General features: G+C 63.5%; 15 protein-coding genes. 8 read left to right on the forward strand and 7 right to left on the reverse strand.

Annotation, left to right across the window (positions count from 1 at the left end):
- Positions 1 to 220 precede the first annotated feature (220 nt).
- Both ACO06F_RS03650 and ACO06F_RS03655 read right to left on the reverse strand, forming a co-directional pair.
- Entirely contained in the window at positions 221 to 3,676 is a 3,456-nt protein-coding gene (locus ACO06F_RS03650; RefSeq protein WP_421695339.1) for a DUF3971 domain-containing protein, read from the reverse strand.
- Positions 3,677 to 3,836: 160 nt separating this feature from the next.
- The gene (locus ACO06F_RS03655; RefSeq protein ID WP_421695340.1) at positions 3,837 to 4,619 is read right to left on the reverse strand and encodes a potassium channel family protein; all 783 of its coding nucleotides are present in this window, start codon (positions 4,617 to 4,619) and stop codon (positions 3,837 to 3,839) included.
- 94 nt (positions 4,620 to 4,713) lie between these two features.
- On the opposite strand from ACO06F_RS03655, the gene ACO06F_RS03660 reads away from it, so the two are divergent.
- A complete protein-coding gene (locus ACO06F_RS03660) occupies positions 4,714 to 5,001 on the forward strand; it encodes a DUF1330 domain-containing protein (RefSeq protein WP_421695341.1) in 288 nt (95 codons plus the stop codon).
- Here ACO06F_RS03660 and ACO06F_RS03665 read toward each other — a convergent pair.
- Positions 4,998 to 5,738 (reverse strand): DUF3750 domain-containing protein, encoded by a 741-nt coding sequence (locus ACO06F_RS03665; RefSeq protein ID WP_421695342.1) that lies wholly within the window; start codon positions 5,736 to 5,738, stop codon positions 4,998 to 5,000. The genes ACO06F_RS03660 and ACO06F_RS03665 overlap by 4 nt on opposite strands.
- A 113-nt stretch (positions 5,739 to 5,851) precedes the next feature.
- Here ACO06F_RS03665 and dapB point away from each other — a divergent pair, with 113 nt between their 5' ends.
- Together dapB and ACO06F_RS03675 are read left to right on the forward strand one after the other, a co-directional pair.
- A complete protein-coding gene (gene dapB, locus ACO06F_RS03670; protein ID WP_421695343.1) occupies positions 5,852 to 6,652 on the forward strand; it encodes a 4-hydroxy-tetrahydrodipicolinate reductase in 801 nt (266 codons plus the stop codon).
- Positions 6,653 to 6,656: 4 nt separating this feature from the next.
- Positions 6,657 to 7,274 (forward strand): 2,3-bisphosphoglycerate-dependent phosphoglycerate mutase, encoded by a 618-nt coding sequence (locus tag ACO06F_RS03675; RefSeq protein WP_421695344.1) that lies wholly within the window; start codon positions 6,657 to 6,659, stop codon positions 7,272 to 7,274.
- Positions 7,275 to 7,502: 228 nt separating this feature from the next.
- On the opposite strand, the gene ACO06F_RS03680 is transcribed toward ACO06F_RS03675, so the two are convergent.
- From ACO06F_RS03680 to ACO06F_RS03695, 4 genes are all read right to left on the reverse strand, one after another.
- Positions 7,503 to 8,507, reverse strand: a complete 1,005-nt coding sequence (locus ACO06F_RS03680) for an aromatic ring-hydroxylating oxygenase subunit alpha (protein ID WP_421695345.1) — start codon at positions 8,505 to 8,507, stop codon at positions 7,503 to 7,505.
- Positions 8,508 to 8,551: 44 nt separating this feature from the next.
- Positions 8,552 to 9,683, reverse strand: a protein-coding gene (gene prfB / locus ACO06F_RS03685; protein WP_421695346.1) for a peptide chain release factor 2 whose coding sequence is annotated in 2 segments (ribosomal slippage) — positions 8,552 to 9,613 and positions 9,615 to 9,683 — 1,131 coding nt in all. Because the reading frame shifts where the segments join, the coding sequence is not laid out codon by codon here.
- A 37-nt stretch (positions 9,684 to 9,720) separates the two neighbouring features.
- Positions 9,721 to 12,231: a penicillin-binding protein 1A gene (locus ACO06F_RS03690; protein ID WP_421695347.1), complete on the reverse strand. Its 2,511-nt coding sequence runs from the start codon at positions 12,229 to 12,231 to the stop codon at positions 9,721 to 9,723.
- 123 nt (positions 12,232 to 12,354) lie between these two features.
- A complete protein-coding gene (locus ACO06F_RS03695) occupies positions 12,355 to 13,599 on the reverse strand; it encodes an N-acetylmuramoyl-L-alanine amidase (protein ID WP_421695348.1) in 1,245 nt (414 codons plus the stop codon).
- A gap of 514 nt (positions 13,600 to 14,113) precedes the next feature.
- Here ACO06F_RS03695 and ACO06F_RS03700 point away from each other — a divergent pair.
- The 5 genes from ACO06F_RS03700 to accB all read left to right on the forward strand — a co-directional run bounded on the left by ACO06F_RS03700 (position 14,114) and on the right by accB (position 21,146).
- A complete protein-coding gene (locus ACO06F_RS03700; RefSeq protein ID WP_421695349.1) occupies positions 14,114 to 16,996 on the forward strand; it encodes an Rne/Rng family ribonuclease in 2,883 nt (960 codons plus the stop codon).
- Between the two features lie 919 nt (positions 16,997 to 17,915).
- Positions 17,916 to 19,301, forward strand: a complete 1,386-nt coding sequence (locus tag ACO06F_RS03705; protein WP_421695350.1) for a M48 family metalloprotease — start codon at positions 17,916 to 17,918, stop codon at positions 19,299 to 19,301.
- Positions 19,302 to 19,361: 60 nt separating this feature from the next.
- Positions 19,362 to 20,120: a DsbA family protein gene (locus tag ACO06F_RS03710; RefSeq protein WP_421695351.1), complete on the forward strand. Its 759-nt coding sequence runs from the start codon at positions 19,362 to 19,364 to the stop codon at positions 20,118 to 20,120.
- A gap of 81 nt (positions 20,121 to 20,201) precedes the next feature.
- Positions 20,202 to 20,651 (forward strand): type II 3-dehydroquinate dehydratase, encoded by a 450-nt coding sequence (aroQ, locus tag ACO06F_RS03715; protein WP_421696612.1) that lies wholly within the window; start codon positions 20,202 to 20,204, stop codon positions 20,649 to 20,651.
- Positions 20,652 to 20,654: 3 nt separating this feature from the next.
- The gene (gene accB, locus ACO06F_RS03720; protein ID WP_421695352.1) at positions 20,655 to 21,146 is read left to right on the forward strand and encodes an acetyl-CoA carboxylase biotin carboxyl carrier protein; all 492 of its coding nucleotides are present in this window, start codon (positions 20,655 to 20,657) and stop codon (positions 21,144 to 21,146) included.
- The last annotated feature ends 6 nt before the right edge of the window (positions 21,147 to 21,152 follow it).

Below are 21,152 nucleotides of genomic sequence, written 5' to 3' on the forward strand. Positions count from 1 at the left end.
CATCCGGCCTTCGGCCACCTTCTCCCATCGCGGTGCCACGGGAGAAGGGGAAGGTATCAATGACCCGTCACCCCGGCGAAGGCCGGGGTCCCGCTTTGGCTGCCGGAAGAAAGCTGGATCCCGACCTTCGCCGGGGTGACGGCGGTTGAGGGTGTTTGCCTGGTTATGAGTAACTTGCGGCAAAGCTCCGCCGAACTGACGGCGGGTGGGGCGCCTTCCCTCAGTTGTTGTCGACGTTCTTGCTGGTGCTCTTGGCGCGTTTGGAGGGTTCGCAGCGGCTGGAGTATTCGAAGAATTTGCGGAGGAAGCCGGGGGCGACGGCGGAGACGGGGTTCATCTGGAATTGTGGCTTGTCCACCGTGCCGCCCATGGCGAAGGTGAGGCCGATGATGCCCTGGCCCTTGCCGCCCGTGATGATGTCTCCCAGCAGCGGAATATCGCCCAGGGCCGAGTTCAGCGCGTAGGCCGGGGTGATGGTGCCGGCGATATCAATGGCGCCGTCCGACTTGCGGATGAGGCCCGCGGCGCTGGCGCCCAGCTCCGTGCCGCGCACCAGGCTTTCGCCGATACAGATGAAGCGGCTGTCCGTGGTGAAAGGCAGCGTGAGCTTGTTGAAGGAGAGGGAATCGCGGCGCGGGCCATCCTTGCGGGGCGCGTCACGCTTCGGCTTGCCGCGGGCATCGAGCTCCACCAGGGCGGCCTCATCCCGGACTTCGAAGTTGCGCAGCACGAGCTGGCCCTTTCGCACCGAACCATCATCCAGGATCATCGCGAAGAACTCGATCTGGCCGCCAGCCACTTTCGAATAGAGATTGGCAGCGCGAATGGCAGCGCCGCCGTCCCTGCCGTTGATGCGCATTTCGCGGCCGCCTTCGACCGGGGTCACGCGGTAAACGATGTTCTGCCCCGAGAGGAAGGTGCCGGAGATTTCAGCCTCGTTCAGCTTCGAGCCTTGCGCGCTGAGATTTCCGGTGACGCTGTTGATGATCTCGCCACGGTAAGTATAGACGCGGCCGATGTTGAGGCTCACCTGCACGCTGCGGCCGGAATTGGCTTTCGCCTCCTCCGCCTGCTGGGCGGCCTCGTCCCGGTTCTGGGAGCCGAAGAGGCCGCGGATCAGCGGCCTCGCATCGAAACTGTCTCCGGTGACGGCGATGTCCATCCGGCCATCCCCGGCCTTGACCGTGGCGGCGAAGCGGTTCTCATCCGACAGGTTGAGTTCGGTGAAATTGGCGCTGCGCAGGCCCTGGCGCTTGGGGGCGAGTGTGAGGCTGCCCTTGATCGACAGGTCCCTGCCCTTGATCTCCAGATCCTCGACGCGCGGGCCCTTTTCGCCCTTGCTGAAATAGGTGAGCTTCGCCGTGGTCTTGGGGATGGCGGGCCGCATCCAGCCGATGGGCTGAATGCGCATTTCAACATCGCTCAGATCGGCGGCGATATCGACCTTGCCCTGCGGGTCCGCCAGGTTCTCGATGGTGGCGGTGACGCGCACGGGGCCTCTGGCATAGGTGCCAAGATCAATCCCCAGCTTCTGGCGCTGCTCCCCATCAAGCTCTGTTTTAATGACAGCGGATTGCAGGAAGCCCGGCGCGGGGCCGCGCTGCCAGGAGATTTCAGACGGGATGCCAGCGATTTTCGCCGGGCCTTTGGCGGTGAGCACGCCCTTCTCCATGGCGAGATCGATCTTGCCTTCGGAGATATCGATTCCCGGCAATGCATCCTTCAGCGAGGCATCGACGAGCTTCGCCGCGACATTGACCAAGATCCGCTCCTTCGGCAGATCCTTGATCATCGGGAAGGAGAGCTTCACCTTCATCTTCGCCTGGCCCTGGAGCTTCGTCGTATCAAGCCCCGTATGGCGAATGAGGTTGAGGGCCGGCTGATCGAGATATTCAATCAAGGGCTGGGCTGCGGCATCGACATCGAGGTCGAAATCGGCCACCGTCTCGAGCGCCAGAATATCGCGTGCCACCATGGTGCCCGCGGCGAGGCGGCCCTTGGAGCCCGACGGCATCACCACATCCGCGCCGTTGACGGTGAGGGTGAAGACATTGTCCTCAAGCTTCGCTTCGCCCGAGGCATCGATCAGCGGCGGCAGGTCCTTGAAGTAGCCGCTGGTCACGTCCTTCATCTTGAAGCTCATCTTGATGGACCCCGGCGGCAGCTTGCGCTGGCGCTGGGCGGCGGCCATGGAATCGACCGGCAGATTCACCACGAATTCGCCTTCGGTGATGGTGCCTTCGCGGACATTCTCATTCACCCATTTGCGCGTCTTGGGTGCGACGATGGGCGGCCACAGCTGGCGCAGCAGTGCCGAGGACAGATCCTTCATGCGGCCCGAGAGCAGGATGCCGGGCGACTCGGTGCCGCCCGTTATGGCGCCCCGCATGCGTATGCCGGTTCCGCCTGACATGACAACGAGATCGTCAATATCGAGCCTTGCTTCCTCAATCGCGGCGTTGCCGATGAAATCCACCCGATCCACCGCCACGGGCGACTTGTTGGAACCTTGCGCGTCGATTGCCACGTTGCGGGCGTTGAGCACGATCTTGAGCGCGGTCAGGCGGCCATTGGCATTGCGCACCGGAACGAGGCTGCCCTTGACCTGGGCGCGCGAACTGCCGACGAGCAATGTGAGATCGGTGATGATGATGCTGCCGGTGACGGGATCATAGTCGATGCGGAGCGAGCCCTCATCGACGATCAGGGGTTCGGCCAGGTAATCCGGCAGGCCCACCTCACCCGCGGCGGCGCTGAACTCGCCCGTGGCCTTGGTGATGAGGCCGGTGTCCGTCACCTCCATCTCGACATGGCCCGAGAGCGGCACCTTGACGCGCGCCAGCTGCGAGAGGGCGAAAATCTCATCCGAGACATTGGCGGGGACGAGATCATTGATGCGGGTGCTGATCGAGAAGCTGTGGCTTTCGCGGCGGTAGCTGGCGGAGAGATCGGCCGTCCAGGCGCCCTCCTCCGTGCCGTTGGAGACGGTGGCGTTGGCAACGACGGTGAAGCCATAGGGCATGCGCTGGAAGACGAGCTCTGCCTTGGGGATATCCCAGATCGCATCATTGGCTTCGTCATAGAAACGGATCTGGGCATCGGCGATGCGGATGGTCTCGATCGAGCTGATCGTGCTCTGGCTGCCTTCGGGATCACCGCTCAGAATCTCGATGATGGCGGCGCCCATGCCGGGCTTGGGCGCACCAGGGGCCGGCGTACCCGCGGCGGGTTCCTGGTCCGTCTTGAGGCTTGGCATGCCGGGGCCGACGGTGACGGATTCGCTCTCGGGGGCCGCCTCGCCGAAGCCCAGTTCCACCGCCCCTTCGAGATTCCGCATGATGCGGATGCGGGGGCCGATCAGCTCAATCGAGGTTGGAACGATTTCACCGTGGAACAGCGCCTCCTCGCGGACGCCGATCGCAGCGCGGGGCGCGCGGGCGATGAGGTTTCCCTGCTTGTCGTTCAGGTCAACATCGATCAGGCGGACATGGGGAACGCCGGTTTCGCCGGTGCGCTCCACCACCACGCCGCCGATCGAGACGGACATGTTGGGGAGGCTCTGATTGATGCGGTTCTCGACCGTCGCCCGCATGAAATCGAGCGACACCGGCCCCTGGGCCAGCCGCACATAGGCGGCAACGGCAAGAAGCAGCAGAACGGCCAAGACCGACAGCAAGCTGTAAGCGCTTATCCTAGCCAGGCGCGGCAATGTCTTCCCGTTCCAGTGACATGATTCTCACCCTCATGTGCCATTCCGGCCGCCCGCAGGCAATCCGGAAAGCCGAAGAGCCGGTCTTTGGCCATCAAAGATGGGCCAAACCGTGACCTGAAGCGGGCTAGACCTGCCCTTCATCGGGAATGTTGAGGATCCGCCCGCAGGCCTTGCAATGGACGGCATCCCGGTCATGACGGGTGAGGCCGCAATCGGGGCACTGGAAGTATACCTTGTCCGGCCGGAGCATGACCTGGATGAGGCGCAGGAACAGCGAGACGCCGAAGATCATGATGACGACCGCAATCATGCGCCCGCCGGTGCCCCTCAGCACAACGTCCCCGAAGCCCGTGGTGGTGAGGGCCGTGACGGTGAAGTAGAGCGCATCGGCGTAATTGTTGATTTCCGGATTGCTGACATGCTGGGTCTCATAGACCAGCGCTGTCATGATGAAGATGAAGACCGCAAGGTTCAGCGCCGACATGACGATCTGCTCATTCGTGCGGAACCACGGGAAATCCTGGCGGAGGCGTTTCACCATGGTGTAGGAGCGCAGGAGCCTCAGCACCCGGGCGACACGGAGGAAGGCCAGCCCCTCGCCCACGATGGGGGCCAGCATCGAGACGATCACCACGATGTCGATGATGCCATAGATGCCCGTCACCATGCGGACGCGGCGCTTGGCGATCCACAGCCGCGCCAGGAAATCCACCAGCAGCAGCACGCCGATCACGGCATCAATATATTCCGTCGCGGGCCAGTGCAGGAAGGAGGAGGCGATGACGAAGGCGATGGTGGCGAGATCGAAGATCAGCAGGCCATAGCGGAAGCGGATCGACGCCGGCGCCTCCCCGTCATAGAGGATGCGGAGGCGGTCCCTGAGGCTTCCGGAGCTTGGCGCTGTCATGCCCTTCCTCCCTAGGGCGGCGGAGGCCATCCGTCCAGTCTGGACGCGCTGCGGCATCGCGTTATAGTCGGCCTGAATTCAAGGAGTTGTAAGCATGCCCAAGGGATATTGGATCGCCCATGTGACGGTGACGGACCCCGAACAGTATCAGCATTATGCGAGCGGCACCCGGGAGGCGTTCCAGAAATATGGCGCCAGCATTCTGGCCCGCGGCGGCCCCTTCCACCAGATGGAAGGCGATGGCCACCCGCGCAATGTGGTGATCGAATTCCCAAGCCTGCAGGCCGCGCTCGATTGCTATAATTCGCCGGAATACCAGGCGGCCAAAGCCAAGCGGCTGGGCGCGGGCATCGCCAACATCGTGCTGGTCGAGGGGGCCTAGAAGAGGTCCCGCAGGCTGAGCTTGCCCAGGGACGGCAGCTTGATGGCAAGATCATTGGGATCGACGCCAATCGAGGTGCCGAGGAGGTTCAGCTCAAAACCCTCTTCCAGGGCCAGCGTTACGCCCAGCGCGCCCCATGCCGAAAGCGTGAAGCCCGTGCCGCTGGGCGCGCGGGCCATGCCAAAGCCATTGCCGAGGAAATCCTTGCCCACGGCCACGGGCGGCAGTTCGACGCCGAAGCCTGGGGTGTTGCGCACCAGCCAGGCGATGAAGCTGTTGGAGTTGGGGCCGGGCCACACGACGTAGCTGCCCGGCACGCTGTGCGGATAACGTGCAATTGCATCTTCGATCCGCGGGATGAGCGATGCTGCCGGGGCGCCTGAAAACTCAGCCACCACATAGGGGTGGTTGCCATACCAAAGTGCGTCGGCCGCATAGGCGTTGCGGCGCACGGGGTTTCCCCAGCCCACCACCTCATAACGTGTCCAGGCTTCTGCCCCTTCGGGCTTCAGGAGGAGCGACATGTGCTCGGCGAAGATCGACTTCCAGCGCCCCGTGCGGGCGGCGAGGATGATGACCTTGGCCTCGGGCACCGCCCCCGCTTTGGGAAGCAGATGCGAGGACCCCCAATCCGCCGTGCGCCAGGATTGCGGAAACCCGTGTGACAGCGCCAGCGCCGTTCCCACCGCAATGGGAAGCACAACCGTCAGCAACAGAAACAAACCGAGCAATGCCAAGATACGCCGTCTCACAGCGGGTAACACTCCACGGGTGAGGTGGCAGGATCATGGCGCTTTTCATCGGCTGCACCGGTTGCTAAGAGCCCAAGCCCAAGGAAGGGACATCATCCATGAAACTCGCCATTGCCGGGGCCGCGGGCCGGATGGGACGCGTGCTCACGCGGATCATCAACGAAACGCCGGGTGCGGAAGTGGCGGGGGGGCTCGAGCACGCGGGGTCTCCACATGTGGGGGCCGATATGGGCGTCCTTGCCGGAATTGGCGCCCTTGACGTGGCGGTGACGGATGATCCGATTGCGCTTCTCACCCATGTGGACGGGATCATCGACTTCACCGTTCCGGCGGCCACGCTGGCGCTCACGGAACTCGCCGCACAGGCGCGCATCGTTCATGTGATCGGGACCACGGGGATTGACGCGGCGGGCGAAGCGAAGATCAAGGCGGCGGCGCGCCATGCGCGGATCGTCAAGTCCGGGAACATGAGCCTGGGCGTCAACCTGCTGGCGGTGATGGTGAAGAAGGTGGCAGCAGCGCTCGGCGAAGACTTCGACATCGAAGTTCTCGAGATGCACCACCGGCACAAGATCGATGCCCCCTCCGGGACCGCATTGCTGCTGGGCCAGGCGGCAGCCGCGGGGCGGCAGATCAATCTGGCCGAGCGCTCTGTCCGGTCCCGCGATGGGCATACGGGGGCGCGGCCCCAAGGCGATATCGGCTTTGCGACATTGCGCGGCGGATCGGTGGTTGGGGAACATACGGTGATGTTCGCCGGGGCCGCCGAGCGGATCGAGCTTACCCACAAGGCGGAGAGCCGGGACATTTTCGCGCGCGGCGCCGTCAGGGCCGCGCTCTGGGCTTTCGACAAGAAGCCCGGGCTTTATTCAATGACCGACGTTCTGGGACTGGAGTGACAACATGGACCGTCTTCTCGTGCTCGTCCGCCATGGGCAGAGCGAATGGAACCTCAAGAACCTGTTCACCGGCTGGAAGGACCCTGACCTCACCGAACAAGGTGTGCGCGAAGCCCATGCGGCGGGGCAGAAGCTGAAGGCCAAGGGCTTCCACTTCGATATCGCATATACCAGCGCGCTGACGAGAGCCCAGCACACGCTGAACATCATGCTGGATGAGCTTGGCCAGCAGGGCCTCACGACCATCAAGGACCAGGCGCTGAACGAGCGCGACTACGGCGACCTGACGGGCCTCAACAAGGATGACGCGCGCAAGAAATGGGGCGAGGACCAAGTCCATATCTGGCGCCGCTCCTATGATATTGCTCCTCCCGGCGGCGAAAGCCTGAAGGACACGCTGGCGCGGTCACTTCCCTATTACATGAAGCATATCCAGCCGGACGTACTCTCCGGCCGCCATGTGCTGGTGGCGGCGCATGGCAATTCCATCCGTTCACTGATCATGGCGATCGAAGGATTGACGCCTGAGGAGATTTTGAAGCGCGAGCTCGAGACGGGTGTTCCGGTGGTCTATCACCTGGGCGCGGATTCGCGGCCGGTGAAGGTTGAGGTGCTGGGGTGAGGCCTCTCCCGCCTCACTCCTCTCACCCATGCGACGGCTTGGCCGAGGCGGGCAACAAGCGAGATTAGAGCAGCGCGCCGCTGAGCAAGTCCCTATTTGCGGGCAACGCCAAAGACTGACGCGTTGGCATAATGGATGATGCCGTCATTCCGGCCTTGGCCGGGATGACGGCAAAAAAGAGTTATGGTCTGTTGGGCTGAAAGTGCGCCGCTACAGCTGCGAGCTCATTTAACCACCTAGGCTTTCCTTCACGCGCTCCTGGAAGTAGTGCACGCCCTGCTCATGCCGGGGGGACAAGGGGCCTGCGTGGTAGTTTCCGGCTTCGTAGTTCTTGTGGGTGCGCACGCAGATTTCGTAATCTTCGCGGACGACGGCGAGGTTGCGTTCGATGGTGTCGCTGCGCTTCTCGTCCAGCATGGGGGAGAGATCGTCGAAGTAGAAATGGTAAAGCTGCTCGGTGCGCTTGGTTCCGACGGGGTTGATGCGGGAGGTGTTCATGCCGCCCTCGAACAGCGAGAGCGTCCAGTTGGGCCACATCCACAGCCACTTGCCGCGGTAGAACAGGCCTTCGCGCGGCGGGGCCGTCATCCGGATGAAGCCCTTGTGGGCCGTGGTCTTGAATTCCTCGAAGTTGATGGCGGCGAAGAACTTCGGGTGGATGCCGGGGATGTGGTAGCCCTCGACGAAATTATCCGTGTAGATTTTCCAGTTGGCATCGAAGTTGACGGACTCGGTGCGCATCGACTGGTAGGTTTCGATCGGCTCGTCAGCGAGTTCCGCCACGAGATCGCCCAGCTGGGTGACGAGATCCGTCTGCGGATCAATCGCCGCGAACAGGAGCCCGCGCCATTCGGCGACGTGGATTTCCTCGAGCGGCCAGTCTTCCGGTTTGAAATCAGGCTCGTCTCCGAACCAGGGGGCGTTGAGGAGACGGCCATCATCGGCAAAGACCCATTGATGATAGGGGCAGCGGATGGTGGCGCAGCGGCCCGTGCCCTCCTCCAGCAATTGCGCGCCGCGGTGGCGGCAGACATTGCGGAAGGCGCGGAGCTTGCCGTCCCGCCCGCGGATGGCGAAAACCTTAATCCCTGCGATATCGGCGGCCACATATTGCCCGCGCTCGGCCACCTGGGACACGGGCCCCAGCATCTGCCAGGTCTTGGCGAAGATTTCATTGCGCTCGCGCGGCAGCACGGCGGGATCGACATAGAGGCTTGGATCGAGGTTCAGCATGGGCGGCACTCCTTCAAGGGGAAAGAGTGCCCTACCCATGCAAGCTATTCAATATCTTCGATCACCTGATCGCCGCCGCCCTTCACCTTGTGGGCCAGAGAGGCCTGAATGAAATCCTCGACTTCGCCATCCAGCACGTCCCCTGGCGCAGTCGAGGTATGGCCGGTGCGCAGGTCCTTCACCAGCTGATAGGGCTGGAGGACATAGGAGCGGATCTGGTGGCCCCAGCCGATATCCGTCTTCTTGGCATTGGCGGCATCGACCTTTTCCTGCTGCTTCTGCAGTTCCAGCTCATAAAGCCGGGCTTTCAGCATCTTGAGCGCCGTGGCGCGGTTCTTGTGCTGGGAGCGTTCCGCCTGGCAGGCCACGATGATGCCGGTGGGCATGTGGGTGATGCGCACCGCGGAATCGGTGGTGTTGATGTGCTGGCCGCCGGCGCCTGAGGCACGGTAGGTATCGACCTTCAGATCGCTGTCCACAATGGTGATGTCGATGTTGTCATCCACCACCGGATAGACCCAGACGGAGGCAAAGGACGTGTGGCGGCGGGCGTTCGAATCATAGGGCGAGATGCGCACCAAGCGGTGCACGCCCGACTCGGTCTTGAGCTTGCCATAGGCGTTGTGGCCCTTGATCTGCAGGGTGCAGGATTTGATCCCCGCTTCTTCGCCCGGATGCTCATCCAGCACTTCCGACTTGTAGCCATATTTATTGGCGTAGCGCATGTACATGCGCATGAGCATCGAGGCCCAGTCCTGGCTTTCGGTGCCGCCGGCGCCGGCGTTGATCTGGAGATAGGCGTCATTGGCATCCGCCTCGCCCGAAAGCAGCGTCTCGATTTCGGTTTCGGCGACCTTGGGCTTCAGCGCGAGGAGTGATTTCTCGGCCTCGGTGACGATCGACTGATCGTTCTCCGTCTCGCCCATTTCGATCAGCTCGGTGTTGTCGGCGATGGACTGCTCGAGGTCCCGGATCATGGTGATGCGCTTGTCCAGGTCCTGGCGCTCGCGCATGAGCTTCTGGGCCTTCTGCGGATCATTCCAGATCGAAGGGTCTTCGGACTTGGCGTTCAGTTCGGCTAAGCGGCGGAGGGAATTGTCCCAGTCAAAGATGCCTCCTCAGCAGTCCGATGGACTGCTTCATTTCGCCGACGAGCGACGAGATTTCAGCGCGCATGAGAATTGCTCATTTCAAAGATTAAGGTTGGTGGGGCTCAATAGAGGCCGCCGCCCTGCCCCGTCAACCCGCCATCGGCGGGAGGAGCCGCAGGCGCTGCCGACTGGGACGGCGGCACCAGCACAACGCCCGCCTCCGGCTGGGCTGCGGCGGTGACGGTGCTCTCGCCGATGATCTTGGTCGAATCGGGCGGCTCATCCCCTGGCTTGAAGGCTTCGAGAATGGTTCCTTCCTGACCGAAGATGGCGCGCTTTCCGGTTTTCGCGTCAATCGGGATCAGCTCGATGGCACGGGGGACGCGGAAGGGCGTTGCAGGCTTGTCCCGCAGCGCCAGCTTCATGAAATCGGCGACGATGGGGGCGGCCAGCTCGCCACCGGTGCGGCCCTTGCCCATGGGCTTCGGATTGTCGAAGCCCACATAGGTGCCGACCACGAGATCCGGCGTGTAGCCGATGAACCAGGCGTCACGCTCATCATTGGAGGTGCCGGTCTTGCCGGCCACGGGCTTTCCAACCACCAGCACCTTCTTGCCGGTGCCGCGCTCCACCACGCCCTCCATCATGGAGGTGATCTGATAAGCGGTGTAAGGGCTCATCACCTGCTCGCTCACGTCCAGCAACTCAGGCTCGGCCAAATCCGGGTTCCAGGCAGGTGCGGAGCAGCTGGCGCAGTTCCGCTTGTCATGGCGGAAAATTGTGCGGCCGTAGCGGTCCTGAATACGGTCAATCAACGCCGGCTCGATCTTCTTGCCGCCATTGTCGATCATGGCATAGGCGGTGACCATTTTGAGCAAGGTGGTCTCGCCCGCACCCAGCGCCATGGCCAGCTGGCGGGGCAGCTTGTCATAGATCCCCAGACGGGTGGCGAGATCGATGATCTTGGTCATCCCTAAGCTGTCTGCCAGGCGGACCGTCATCACGTTTCTGGACTGCTCGATGCCGCGGCGGAGCGTCGAGGGGCCAAAGAACTTGTTCTGGTAGTTCTTGGGCTTCCACATGGAGCCATCAGCCATCTTGAATTCGACGGGGGCATCAAGGATCACCGAGGCTGGCGAATAGCCATTGTCGAGGGCTGCGGCATAGACGATGGGCTTGAAGGAGGAGCCCGGCTGGCGCAGCGCCTGGACGGCGCGGTTGAACTGGCTCCTGCCATAGGAGAAGCCACCGACGAGAGCCAGCACGCGGCCGGTATGCGGGTCCATGGCGACGAGCGCGCCATCGACTTCCGGCATCTGCATGAGGTGATACTGGCCCTGGTCCTTGCTGGGGGCCACATAGATGATGTTGCCGGGCTGCAGCACGTCGGAGGCTTTCTTGACCTCGGGGCCGAGCTTGGTGCCATCGACATAGGCGCGGGCCCAGGCGAGAAGGCTTACAGGAATTTTCACCTGCTCGCGCTCGGGCGCCATGTTTCCGTCCGGCAGGAGCTTGGGCTGGAGGCCGACGGTTGCTTCCGTGTCGCTCACGTCCAGCACGATGCCGAGGCGCCAGGGCGCCACGTCATCCGGCACCTTGCGGCCCTTCATGAAACCGGCCCAGTCTTCGGCGCCGGCAAGATCGACCGTGGTGACAGGGCCGCGGAAGCCGCGCTTCCGGTCAAAGGTGATGAGACCGCGGGCCAGTGCCTGGCGGGCGTAGAGCTGGAGCTTGGGATCAAGCGAGGTGCGGACCGAGAGGCCGCCCTTCTCGAGCTGGTCCTTGCCATAAATGTCAACGAGTTCGCGGCGCACTTCCTCGGCGAAGCTTTCGGCGGCGAAAAGCTGGGCACCGAAGGGCCGGGGATTGACCTCGAGGGGCTTTGCCTGCGCGGCTTTCATCTCCTCCTCGGTGATGTAGCCGTTCTCGTTCATCTGCAGGAGCACCCAATTGCGGCGCTCGATGGCGCGTTCCTTCTGGCGGAACGGGTGGTAGTTGTTGGGGCCCTTGGGAAGGGCCGCGAGATAGGCCATCTCCTCGATCGAGAGCTGATCGAGCGACTTGCCAAAATAATTGAGGGAGGCCGCGGCCACGCCATAGGAGTTGAGGCCAAGAAAGATCTCGTTCAGGTAGAGCTCGAGGATCTGGTCCTTCGAAAAGGTCTGCTCGATGCGCTGCACGAGAAGCGCTTCCTTCAGCTTTCGCGTGATCGAGCGCTCATTGGTGAGGAGGAAGTTCTTCGCCACCTGCTGGGTGATGGTGGAGGCGCCGACGATCTGCCCCTTGCCGGAAAATTTCACCTGGGCATAGCGGAAGGCAGCGGCGGCGATCCCCTGCCAGTCAAGCCCTGAGTGGGTGAAGAAGGTCTTGTCCTCGGCCGAGATGAAGGCATCGATCAGGAGCTTCGGCATCTGGCTCACCGGCACGAAGAGGCGGCGCTCCTCGGCATATTCGGCGAGCATGGATCCATCGGCCGCGTAGATGCGCGTCATGACCGGGGGTGCGTAATTGGCCAGCTGCTTGTAATCCGGCAGGTCTTTCGAGGCCATCAGGATCACATAGGTGAGAGCCGCCGCGCCGGCGACGAACACCACGAACCCCACCGCAAAGAGCCAACCGAGAAAACGCAGCATTCTATATTCGACACCTGCCTGTTGCCGCCGCCCGATAACACAGGGACCACGGCTTGTTGTAGTTAATTCGCTAGGGCCGGATTGTGGCCTTGGGGTGGCGGCTGCGCGGAGGAAGAACGGTGCTCAGGGAGACGTCTGCGCCAGTTGCGTGGCGAAATAGGTGGTGACGGCGCGGGCCATGGCGGTGGCCACTTTTTCCTGCCAGGCGGGGGACGAGAGCTGGCTCTCGTCCTGGCGGCTGGAGAGATAGCCCAGTTCGACCAGAACCGACGGCACATCCGGCGCCTTCAGCACCATAAAGCCCGCGGAACGCATGGGCTTTCCGGTGAAGGCGGTGACCGGGCCCATTTCATTGACCGCCTTCTTGGCGAAGACGAGAGAGTGGGTTTTCGATTCGCGCTGGACGAGGTCGATCAGGATATCGGTCACCTGCTCGTTCTCGGTTTCGAGATCGACGCCGGCAATGATGTCCGCGCGGTTTTCCTTGTGGGCCAGCGCCTCGGCCTCGGCGTCCGAGGCTTTCTCGGAGAGGGTGTAGATGGTGGCGCCGCGCACATCCTGGCCGCGGACGGTATCGGCGTGGATGGCGATGAACAGGTCTGCCTCATTGTCACGCGCCACCTTCACGCGTTCTTTCAAGGTCAGGAAGCGGTCATCCGAGCGGGTCATGATGACGTCGACCGAACCGGTGGCCTCGAGGATCTGTTTCAGCTTGAGGCCAAAGGCCAGGACCACGTCCTTCTCGCGGGTCTTGCGGACGCCGATGGCGCCGGGGTCGATGCCGCCGTGGCCGGGGTCGATGACGACGCGCTTGCGGACTGGCGCGGGTGTCGCCTTGGGGGCTTCCGGCGCTGGATCGATCGAGGCGGTTGACTGGTCGGCGGCGGCTTTGAGCGTCTGGGCGAAGGCTTCCTCGGTGGTTTTGACGAGATCGACCACGATCCTGGCGGGCTGGCCGGCCTGCGGGTCCAAGATAAAGGATTTCTCGATCAGGACGGGGCCGGTTGTTTCCAAAACGATTCGGGACTGGCCCTCGCCCATGGGGCCGAAGCGGTATTGCGCGACGAGCCCGCGGGCGCGCTTTCCCGCACCTTCGGGCAGCTGGAAATTGAGTTGCGGAAGATCGATCATCACCCGGTAGGGGTTGGCCAGCACATAGACGGAATAGCCCACGGGGGCTGAAAGATCGGCCACGAATCGGGTGCGCGTGGCGTCCCCCGCCAGGCGGGCGGCAGAGGCCACGGGAAGATCTGCCGCATCGGCCAGCGGCAGCCGGTAGCCCGAGAGCAGGAACATGACCGCCAGCAGGGCGCAGGCCGTAAGACGGGCGGCGGCTCCACGTGCGCTGATGGCTGTTTCGCGGGTCATTTCTGAAGCGATGTGCTCTCTGGGATTTGCCCCCGAAACTAGGCCGCCCAGGGTTAACCAATGGTTGCCGGGGGGCATTGCGGCGGCGGCTGCGGGGAAAGCTTGCATTTTGGTACCCCTGCCCATAAAAGCGCTCCGTCTCCTGTGTGTCAGGGCCGCGAACTGCGGCAGAATCGACAGCAGGTGGTGAGAATTTCGCGAGAGGCGGGGGTCCGGTGGTATCATGCCACCCCCGCGCGACGCGGTAGAGCGCGTGACCCTTGGAAGGGGTCCGCCAGTTACGAACCGTCCCGTCCACGGGACACAAGGAAATCCTGGGCATGCCCCACGCCACGACGAGCGCGCTGTACGAGGACCGGACAAGACCGGCTCCCGCGGCCTGCTTGCCTCCGTCGCTTCGGCAATCCGGCATGCCCCATTCGCGCAGCAGCACCCGCAGTTCCAACAGGCGTCTCCTCACCGGAGCGGAGAACCTATCGGCATTGCCGCCGTGCTGGCGCAGAGGAAAAGACTTATGGGCAGCAAGATGCTCATCGATGCCAGCCACCCCGAAGAGACCCGCGTGGTCGTCCTCAAGGGCAATCGCATCGAGGAATTCGATTTCGAAAGTGCCGCACGCCGCCAGCTGAAGGGTAACATCTACCTGGCCAAGGTGACGCGCGTGGAGCCTTCGCTCCAGGCGGCCTTCGTGGAGTATGGCGGGAACCGCCATGGCTTCCTCGCCTTCTCCGAAATCCACCCCGACTATTACCAGATCCCGCTGGCCGACCGGCAGGCACTGCTGCAGGCGGAAGAAGAAGAACACGCCCGCGAAGCCGAGGACGAGGACGACGAGGCCGGAAACGGCCACCGCCGCGAGCGCCGCGGCCGCGACCGTGACCGTGGCGAACGGGGCGGCCGCCGCCGCCAGGAGGCCTCCAGCGAAGAGGCCTCCGACAACGGCAATGGCGGGGACGACCACGAGAACGATCACGACAGTGAGCGTGACCACGACGAGGACTCCGGCGTCGAGGACAATGGCGTCGAGGACAATGGCCACGAGACCTCGGAGGGCGGAATCCCCCAGGGCTTCGAGTTCCACGACGAAGACGACAGCGACGAGGACAGCGCTGAAGACGGCGAAGGCGAAGGCGAGAATGACGGCGAAGGTGACGAGACCGATGGTCCGCACCGCGCGAAGCCGATGACCGCCAGCCACGACGATCCGACGATTTCGGAGCCGGTCGAGGCAGGTTCGGAAACGCCTGAGCCCGAGGAACATATTGAAGCCCGGCTGCAGGAACCTGCACCCGAGCGTTCGACCGATGCCGACATCGAGGCCAGCAGCCCCCGGGTCGAGCATGGCATGCCGGGCGAGCTCGGCAATGGTGTTGAGGAAGTGGGCGAGGACCCGGAAGCGGCCCGTGTCGAATCGATCGGCGCAGAAGACGCGCTCGAGGAAGTGCCGCAGCGGCGCCGCAAGGTGCAGCGTAAGCATTACAAGATCCAGGAAGTGATCAAGCGCCGCCAGGTGATCCTGGTGCAGGTCGTGAAGGAAGAGCGCGGCAACAAGGGCGCGGCCCTCACCACCTATCTCTCGCTTGCCGGCCGCTATTGCGTGCTGATGCCCAACACCGCACGCGGTGGCGGCATTTCCCGCAAGATCACCGATTCCGGTGACCGCCGCCGTCTGAAAGACATGGTGAAGGAAATCGAGGTGCCGCAAGGCATGGGCCTCATCGTCCGCACCGCCGGTGCCCAGCGCACCAAGACCGAAATCAAGCGCGACTATGACTATCTGCTGCGCCTGTGGGAAAGCGTGCGCGACCTGACGCTGAAATCCCAGGCCCCTGCCCTCGTCTACGAAGAGGGAAGCCTGGTGAAGCGCGCCATCCGCGACCTTTACACCAAGGACGTGGACGAGGTGATGGTCGAGGGCGAAGAGGCCCATCGTGAAGCCAAAGACTTCATGAAGATGCTGATGCCGAGCCACGCCAAGAACGTGAAGCTCTACAAGGACACGCGGCCGCTGTTCTCCCGCTACCAGGCGGAAAGCCAGCTGGACGGGCTTTATTCGCCGACCGTGACGCTGCCCTCGGGCGGGTACATGGTGATCAACCAGACGGAAGCGCTGGTGGCTGTCGATATCAACTCCGGCAAGGCGACGCGCGAACACAATATCGAGGACACGGCCTATAAGACCAACCTCGAAGCCTCCGATGAAATCGCCCGCCAGCTGCGGCTTCGGGATCTGGCCGGACTTGTGGTCATCGACTTCATCGACATGGAGGAAAAGCGCAACAACCGGAACGTCGAGCGCCGCCTGAAGGATGCGCTGAAGAACGACCGTGCCCGCATTCAGGTCGGGCACATCAGCCATTTCGGCCTGCTTGAAATGTCACGCCAGCGGCTGCGGCCGGGCCTTCTCGAAGGCTCGTCCCGCACTTGCCCCCATTGCGAGGGGCGAGGCATCGTGCGCTCGATCTCGTCCTGCGGATTGTCCGTGCTGCGGGCGATCGAGGAACATCTGATTGCGCGCAAGCCCGAGAACCTCACCGTCAAGTGCACGCGGGAAATCGCCTTCTATATTCTGAACGAGAAGCGCGACAATCTGCTGACCATCGAGACCACTTACGGTATCTCGGTGTTCATCGTGCCGAGCGACGAGATGAAGGGCTCTCAAGCGCTGATCGAGCGCGCGCCCGACCGCAACCTGCCGCCGCGCAAAGTGATGGCAGCTCCGGTCCGCATGGACTCCTCCTTCGAGGAAGAGGACGAAGAGGTCGAGGACGAAGCCCCTGAGGCCGAGGACGAAGCTGACGACGAGGCCGAGGCTGATGACGCCACTGAGGCTTCAGCCTCGGGCGAAGAGCGCCAGCAGCCGGGCAATGGCGAGCGTGGCGAAGGCGGACGCCGCCGCCGCCGCCGCCGTGGCCGCCGCGGCGGACGCGGACGCGAAGAGGGAACGGGTGAGGTTTCAGCATCCGGCACCGACGAGCTTCCCGGTCTGGGCGAACAGCCCTTCACCGGCACGGATGAGGATGACCGCGAAGGCGACGGCGTGGCTGAAGCTGCACCGGCCGCAACGGTCACTGAGGACGGTGACGCCCCCCGCCGCGAACGCCCGCGGCGTGATCGCTGGGGACGCAGCCGCGACCGCGAGCGGACCCGCCGCGAACCGCGCGCCGATGAAACTGCCGATTCCGAGGCTCCTGCCGTGGAGGCCTTCGCGCCCGCGGAAGAGGAACCGCGCGCCGAGGCCCCTGTTCAGGCATCAGCACCTGTTCCCGCCCCGGCACCGGCACCCGCTGCAGCCGAGGCTCCCGCAGAGCCGGCCCGCCGCTGGCAGCCCCCGGCCCCCACTGTGACCCCTGCTCCCGCCGAGCGGAAATCCGGCTGGTGGAGCAAGCGCAGCTGAACCGAGTGATAACGTCCCTTCTCCCCTCATTCGGGCGGGAGAAGGGAACGCTTCCTGCAGTGCCACGGCTTGACCGTGGCATTTTCTTTGGGCGGCGGCGTACTCTCAATCGCCGTCACCCCGGCGCAGGCCGGGGTCCCGCTTTGAGCGGTGCGGCGTTGGGGGAAGCGGGATCCCAGCCTTCGCTGGGATGACGGGATAAATGGGTCAGGTACACTCTATCCGCCGTCACCCCGGCGTTGCCCAAGGTCCCGCTTTGAGCGGTGCGGCGTGGGCGAAGCGGGATCCCAGCCTTCGCTGGGATGACGGGATAAATGGTTCAGGTAACCTCTGTCCGCCGTCACCCCGGCGCAGGCCGGGGTCCCGCTTTGAGCGGTGCGGCGTGGGGGAAGCGGGATCCCAGCCTTCGCTGGGATGACGGGATTGACGGCTCGGATACTCTCTATCGGCCGTCACCCCGGCGCAGGCCGGGGTCCCGCTTTGGGTGGTGCGGCGTGGGGAAGCGGGATCCCACCCTTCGCTGGGATGACGGGATAAATGGCTCAGGTACACTCTATCCGCCGTCACCTCGGCGTTGCCCAAGGTCCCGCTTTGAGCGGTGCGGCGTGGGCGAAGCGGGATCCCAGCCTTCGCTGGGATGACGGGATAAGTGGCTCAGGTACCCTCTATCCGCCGTCACCCCGGCGCAGGCCGGGGTCCCGCTTTGGGCGGTGGAGCGCGGGGAAGCGGGATCCCAGCCTTCGCTGGGATGACGGATGGAGAGATGTGGCCTTGTGCGGAAAGACCCAGTTTTGCCCCTTGGGCAACTCTCCCATTGCGTGTTGCCGGAGGAGAGGTGAAAAGGTGGCCAGGGTTTAATTTTGCGGCCTCAAACTCGCCTCATTCTGCCTTGATGGACGGCAGTGGAGGCAGGTTGAAGATGCTGGGAACGGGACTGATTTTCAGGGCGATTGCGCGGTTCATGGCGGTGCTGACCGCTGTGATGAGCGTGGCCCTGACGGCGGCCCAGGCCCAGGATGCCGCGCGTTCCATGCCGCTGATCCGGGATGCCGAGATCGAAGGGCTGTTGCGCCTTTACACCCGGCCGATCTTCAAGGCAGCGGGCATCAACCCCAGCGCCGTCAAGGTCTATGTGATCAGCGACCGGCGCATCAACGCCTTCGTGGCGGGTGGGCAGCGCATCTTCATCAATACCGGGCTGCTTCTCCAGTCGGACACGCCCAATGAAGTGATCGGCGTTCTCGCCCATGAAACGGGCCATATCGCGGGCGGGCATCTGGCGCGCATGGGTGTTGAGATCGACTCGGCCAATTACACCTCGATCATCGGCATGCTGCTGGGCCTTGCTGCCATCGCAGGAGGCGTTGCCGCGGGCAATGCCGAAGTGGCGCAGGCAGGCCAGGGCATCATGATGGGGACCAAGGGCCTGGCCCAGCGCAACTTCCTGACCTATGCGCGCGGCATGGAAGCCTCCGCCGACCAGGCGGCGCTCAAATACCTCAACGCCACGCACCAATCCGCCAAGGGCATGATCACGCTGTTCGACACGCTGGCGCGCGAGAACCTGGTGGCGCTCGCGGATGTGGACCCCTATGTGCTGTCCCACCCGATGCCGGTCGATCGCATTCACAATCTCGAACTTGCGGCGGAGAAATCACCCTACTGGAACACCAAGGATCCGCCGGCGCTAATCCTGCGCCACCAGCTGGTTCAGGCGAAGCTCACCGGCTACATCGGTGGCGCGCAGGCGGTGATGCAGAAATATCCCTCCGCCGACCAGTCCATGCCCGCGCGCTATGCCAGGGCCATTGCCATGTTCCGCAAGGGCGACATCCGCAACGCGCTGACCATCATCGACGGGCTGACGGCGGAGCTGCCCGAGAACCCCTATTTCTGGGAACTGAAGGGCCAGGCCCTGCTCGAGAACGGGCGCGCGGCCGAGGCGGTGGCACCGGTGCAGAAGGCGCTGACGCTGCTGCCCAACAATGGGCTGATCCAGATCCTGGCCGCGCAGGCCTATATCGACACCGACAAACCTGACAATGCGAAGGCTGCCATCAAGCTTCTGAAGCAGGCGCAGCGGAGCGAGGGCGAGACTCCCGAAACCTACATGCTGCTGGCACGAGCCTATGCCCAGACGGGCGACATTCCGCGCGCCGAACTTGCCACGGCACAATCCGCCCTGCTGCGGGGTGACAAGAAGCTGGCCATGGAGAAGGCGCGCTCCGCCCAGAGCCAGTTCAAGATGGGAACACCGGAGTGGATCCGCGCTAACGATGTTTTGACCTTCGCAGGACACAAGTAGGATGACTTCATCCTGCCTGCTGCTGCAAACATGTTTTCGACAACAGAGGAACGACACCCGATGACATTCCGCCTCCGCTTCGCCCTGTGCGCGGCTGCCCTTCTCGCCCTCGTTCCCAGCGCCTTCGCGGCCGAGAGTTTCAACGCCGCGCAGAAGACGGAGATTGGCGAAATCGTCCGCCAGTACCTCATGGACAATCCGGAAGTGCTGCTCGACGTGAGCAAGGCGCTCGAAGCCAAGCAGCAGGCCCAGGAACAAGAGCAGCGCACCGGCGTGTTGCAATCCAGCGCCAAGGACATCTTCCATTCGCCCGCCGATTTCGTGGCCGGGAACCCCAATGGCGATGTCACCATGGTTGAGTTTTTCGACTATAATTGCGGCTGGTGCAAGAAGGGCTATCCGGAGGTCATGAGCCTCATCGAGAAGGACAAGAACCTGCGCCTGGTCCTGAAGGAATTCCCGATCTTCGGCGGCGACTCGGATTATGCCGCCATGGCCGCCCTCGCCGCCAAGCGCCAGAACAAATACTGGGAATTGCACCAGGCGCTGTTTGCGCATGAAGGCAAGGTGACGAAGGAAGTTGTGGATGAGCTTGCGGCCAAGCAGGGGATCGACCTGGCCAAGCTCAAGACCGACATGAAGGATCCGGCCCTCGCGCAGGAAATCGCGGCCACCCATGCACTCGCCCAGTCGCTTGCCATCAACGGAACGCCCGCCTTCATCATCGACGACAAGGTCTCGCCCGGCTACCTGCCTTCGGACGGCCTCTCGGCGATGATCGACGAGGTCCGCGCCGGCGGCGGCTGCAAGCTCTGCTGATCAGTGGGCACGGGCCGCGCTTCCAACTGAGGGGCTGAACCCCTATAAGCGGCGGATTGCGGAGTGGAATCGCGGGTGACGATGAAACCTGTCTATGTGCTGAACGGCCCCAATCTCAATCTGCTGGGCCTCCGGGAACCGGCCATCTACGGCACGGCGACGCTTGCCGACGTGGAGGCGCTGTGCAAATCCCATGCGGAGGCGCTTGGGCTGGGGCTGGTGTTCCGCCAGTCCAACAGCGAAGGCGAGCTCGTGGGCTGGATCCATGAGGCGCGCGAGAAGGCCTCCGGCATCGCCATCAATGCCGGGGCCTATACCCACACATCCGTGGCGCTGCACGACGCGTTGAAGGCGGCCGATCTTCCGGCAGTTGAAGTCCATCTCTCCAACGTCCATAAGCGCGAGGCTTTCCGGCACACCAGCCTGATCGCGCCCGCGGTGACGGGCGTGATCTGCGGCTTCGGGCCGCAAAGCTATGTGCTGGCGCTGTCAGCACTCCATTCATTCATCACGGCAAACAAGAAGGGTTGACCAATGCCCCCAGCAAAGAAAACCGAGACCAAACCTGAATTGCGGGACCCCGATCTGGACCTGATCTCGAGCCTGGCCGAGATCCTCAACACCACCGGGCTCACCGAGATCGAGCTGGACCGCAAGGGCACCAAGGTGCGCGTGGCGCGGACGCTGACGGCGGTTGCCAGTATCGCCTCTCCACCCCCTGCCCCGGTAATGCATGCCCATGCGAGCGCGCCGGCCACGGAACAGGCCGCGCCCAAGGGCAATGGCGAACATGCAGGAACCGTCAAATCGCCCATGGTGGGAACCGTGTTCCTGGCGCCCTCCCCCGGTGCGCCGCAGTTCATCGATGTCGGATCGCAGGTCAAGGAAGGGCAGACGCTGCTCATCATCGAGGCGATGAAGACGATGAACCAGATTCACGCGCCGCGTGCGGGCAAGGTGACGGCGATCTTCGTCGAGAACGGTCACCCCGTCGAATATGGCGAACCCCTCGTGGCGATAGAGTAGAGATCA

Origin of the sequence: Aestuariivirga sp. (assembly GCF_965227715.1) — a bacterium.
In the GTDB taxonomy this organism is placed as follows: Bacteria; Pseudomonadota; Alphaproteobacteria; order Rhizobiales; family Aestuariivirgaceae; genus Aestuariivirga.

Coding starts and splice junctions, on each gene's coding strand:
- ACO06F_RS03705 (WP_421695350.1), top strand. CDS start 17,916: ATGCTGGGAACGGGACTGATTTTCAGGGCGATTGCGCGGTTCATGGCG.
- ACO06F_RS03695 (WP_421695348.1), bottom strand. CDS start 13,599: ATGACCCGCGAAACAGCCATCAGCGCACGTGGAGCCGCCGCCCGTCTT.
- ACO06F_RS03700 (WP_421695349.1), top strand. CDS start 14,114: ATGGGCAGCAAGATGCTCATCGATGCCAGCCACCCCGAAGAGACCCGC.
- accB (WP_421695352.1), top strand. CDS start 20,655: ATGCCCCCAGCAAAGAAAACCGAGACCAAACCTGAATTGCGGGACCCC.
- ACO06F_RS03680 (WP_421695345.1), bottom strand. CDS start 8,507: ATGCTGAACCTCGATCCAAGCCTCTATGTCGATCCCGCCGTGCTGCCG.
- dapB (WP_421695343.1), top strand. CDS start 5,852: ATGAAACTCGCCATTGCCGGGGCCGCGGGCCGGATGGGACGCGTGCTC.
- ACO06F_RS03660 (WP_421695341.1), top strand. CDS start 4,714: ATGCCCAAGGGATATTGGATCGCCCATGTGACGGTGACGGACCCCGAA.
- aroQ (WP_421696612.1), top strand. CDS start 20,202: ATGAAACCTGTCTATGTGCTGAACGGCCCCAATCTCAATCTGCTGGGC.
- ACO06F_RS03675 (WP_421695344.1), top strand. CDS start 6,657: ATGGACCGTCTTCTCGTGCTCGTCCGCCATGGGCAGAGCGAATGGAAC.
- ACO06F_RS03710 (WP_421695351.1), top strand. CDS start 19,362: ATGACATTCCGCCTCCGCTTCGCCCTGTGCGCGGCTGCCCTTCTCGCC.
- ACO06F_RS03655 (WP_421695340.1), bottom strand. CDS start 4,619: ATGACAGCGCCAAGCTCCGGAAGCCTCAGGGACCGCCTCCGCATCCTC.
- ACO06F_RS03690 (WP_421695347.1), bottom strand. CDS start 12,231: ATGCTGCGTTTTCTCGGTTGGCTCTTTGCGGTGGGGTTCGTGGTGTTC.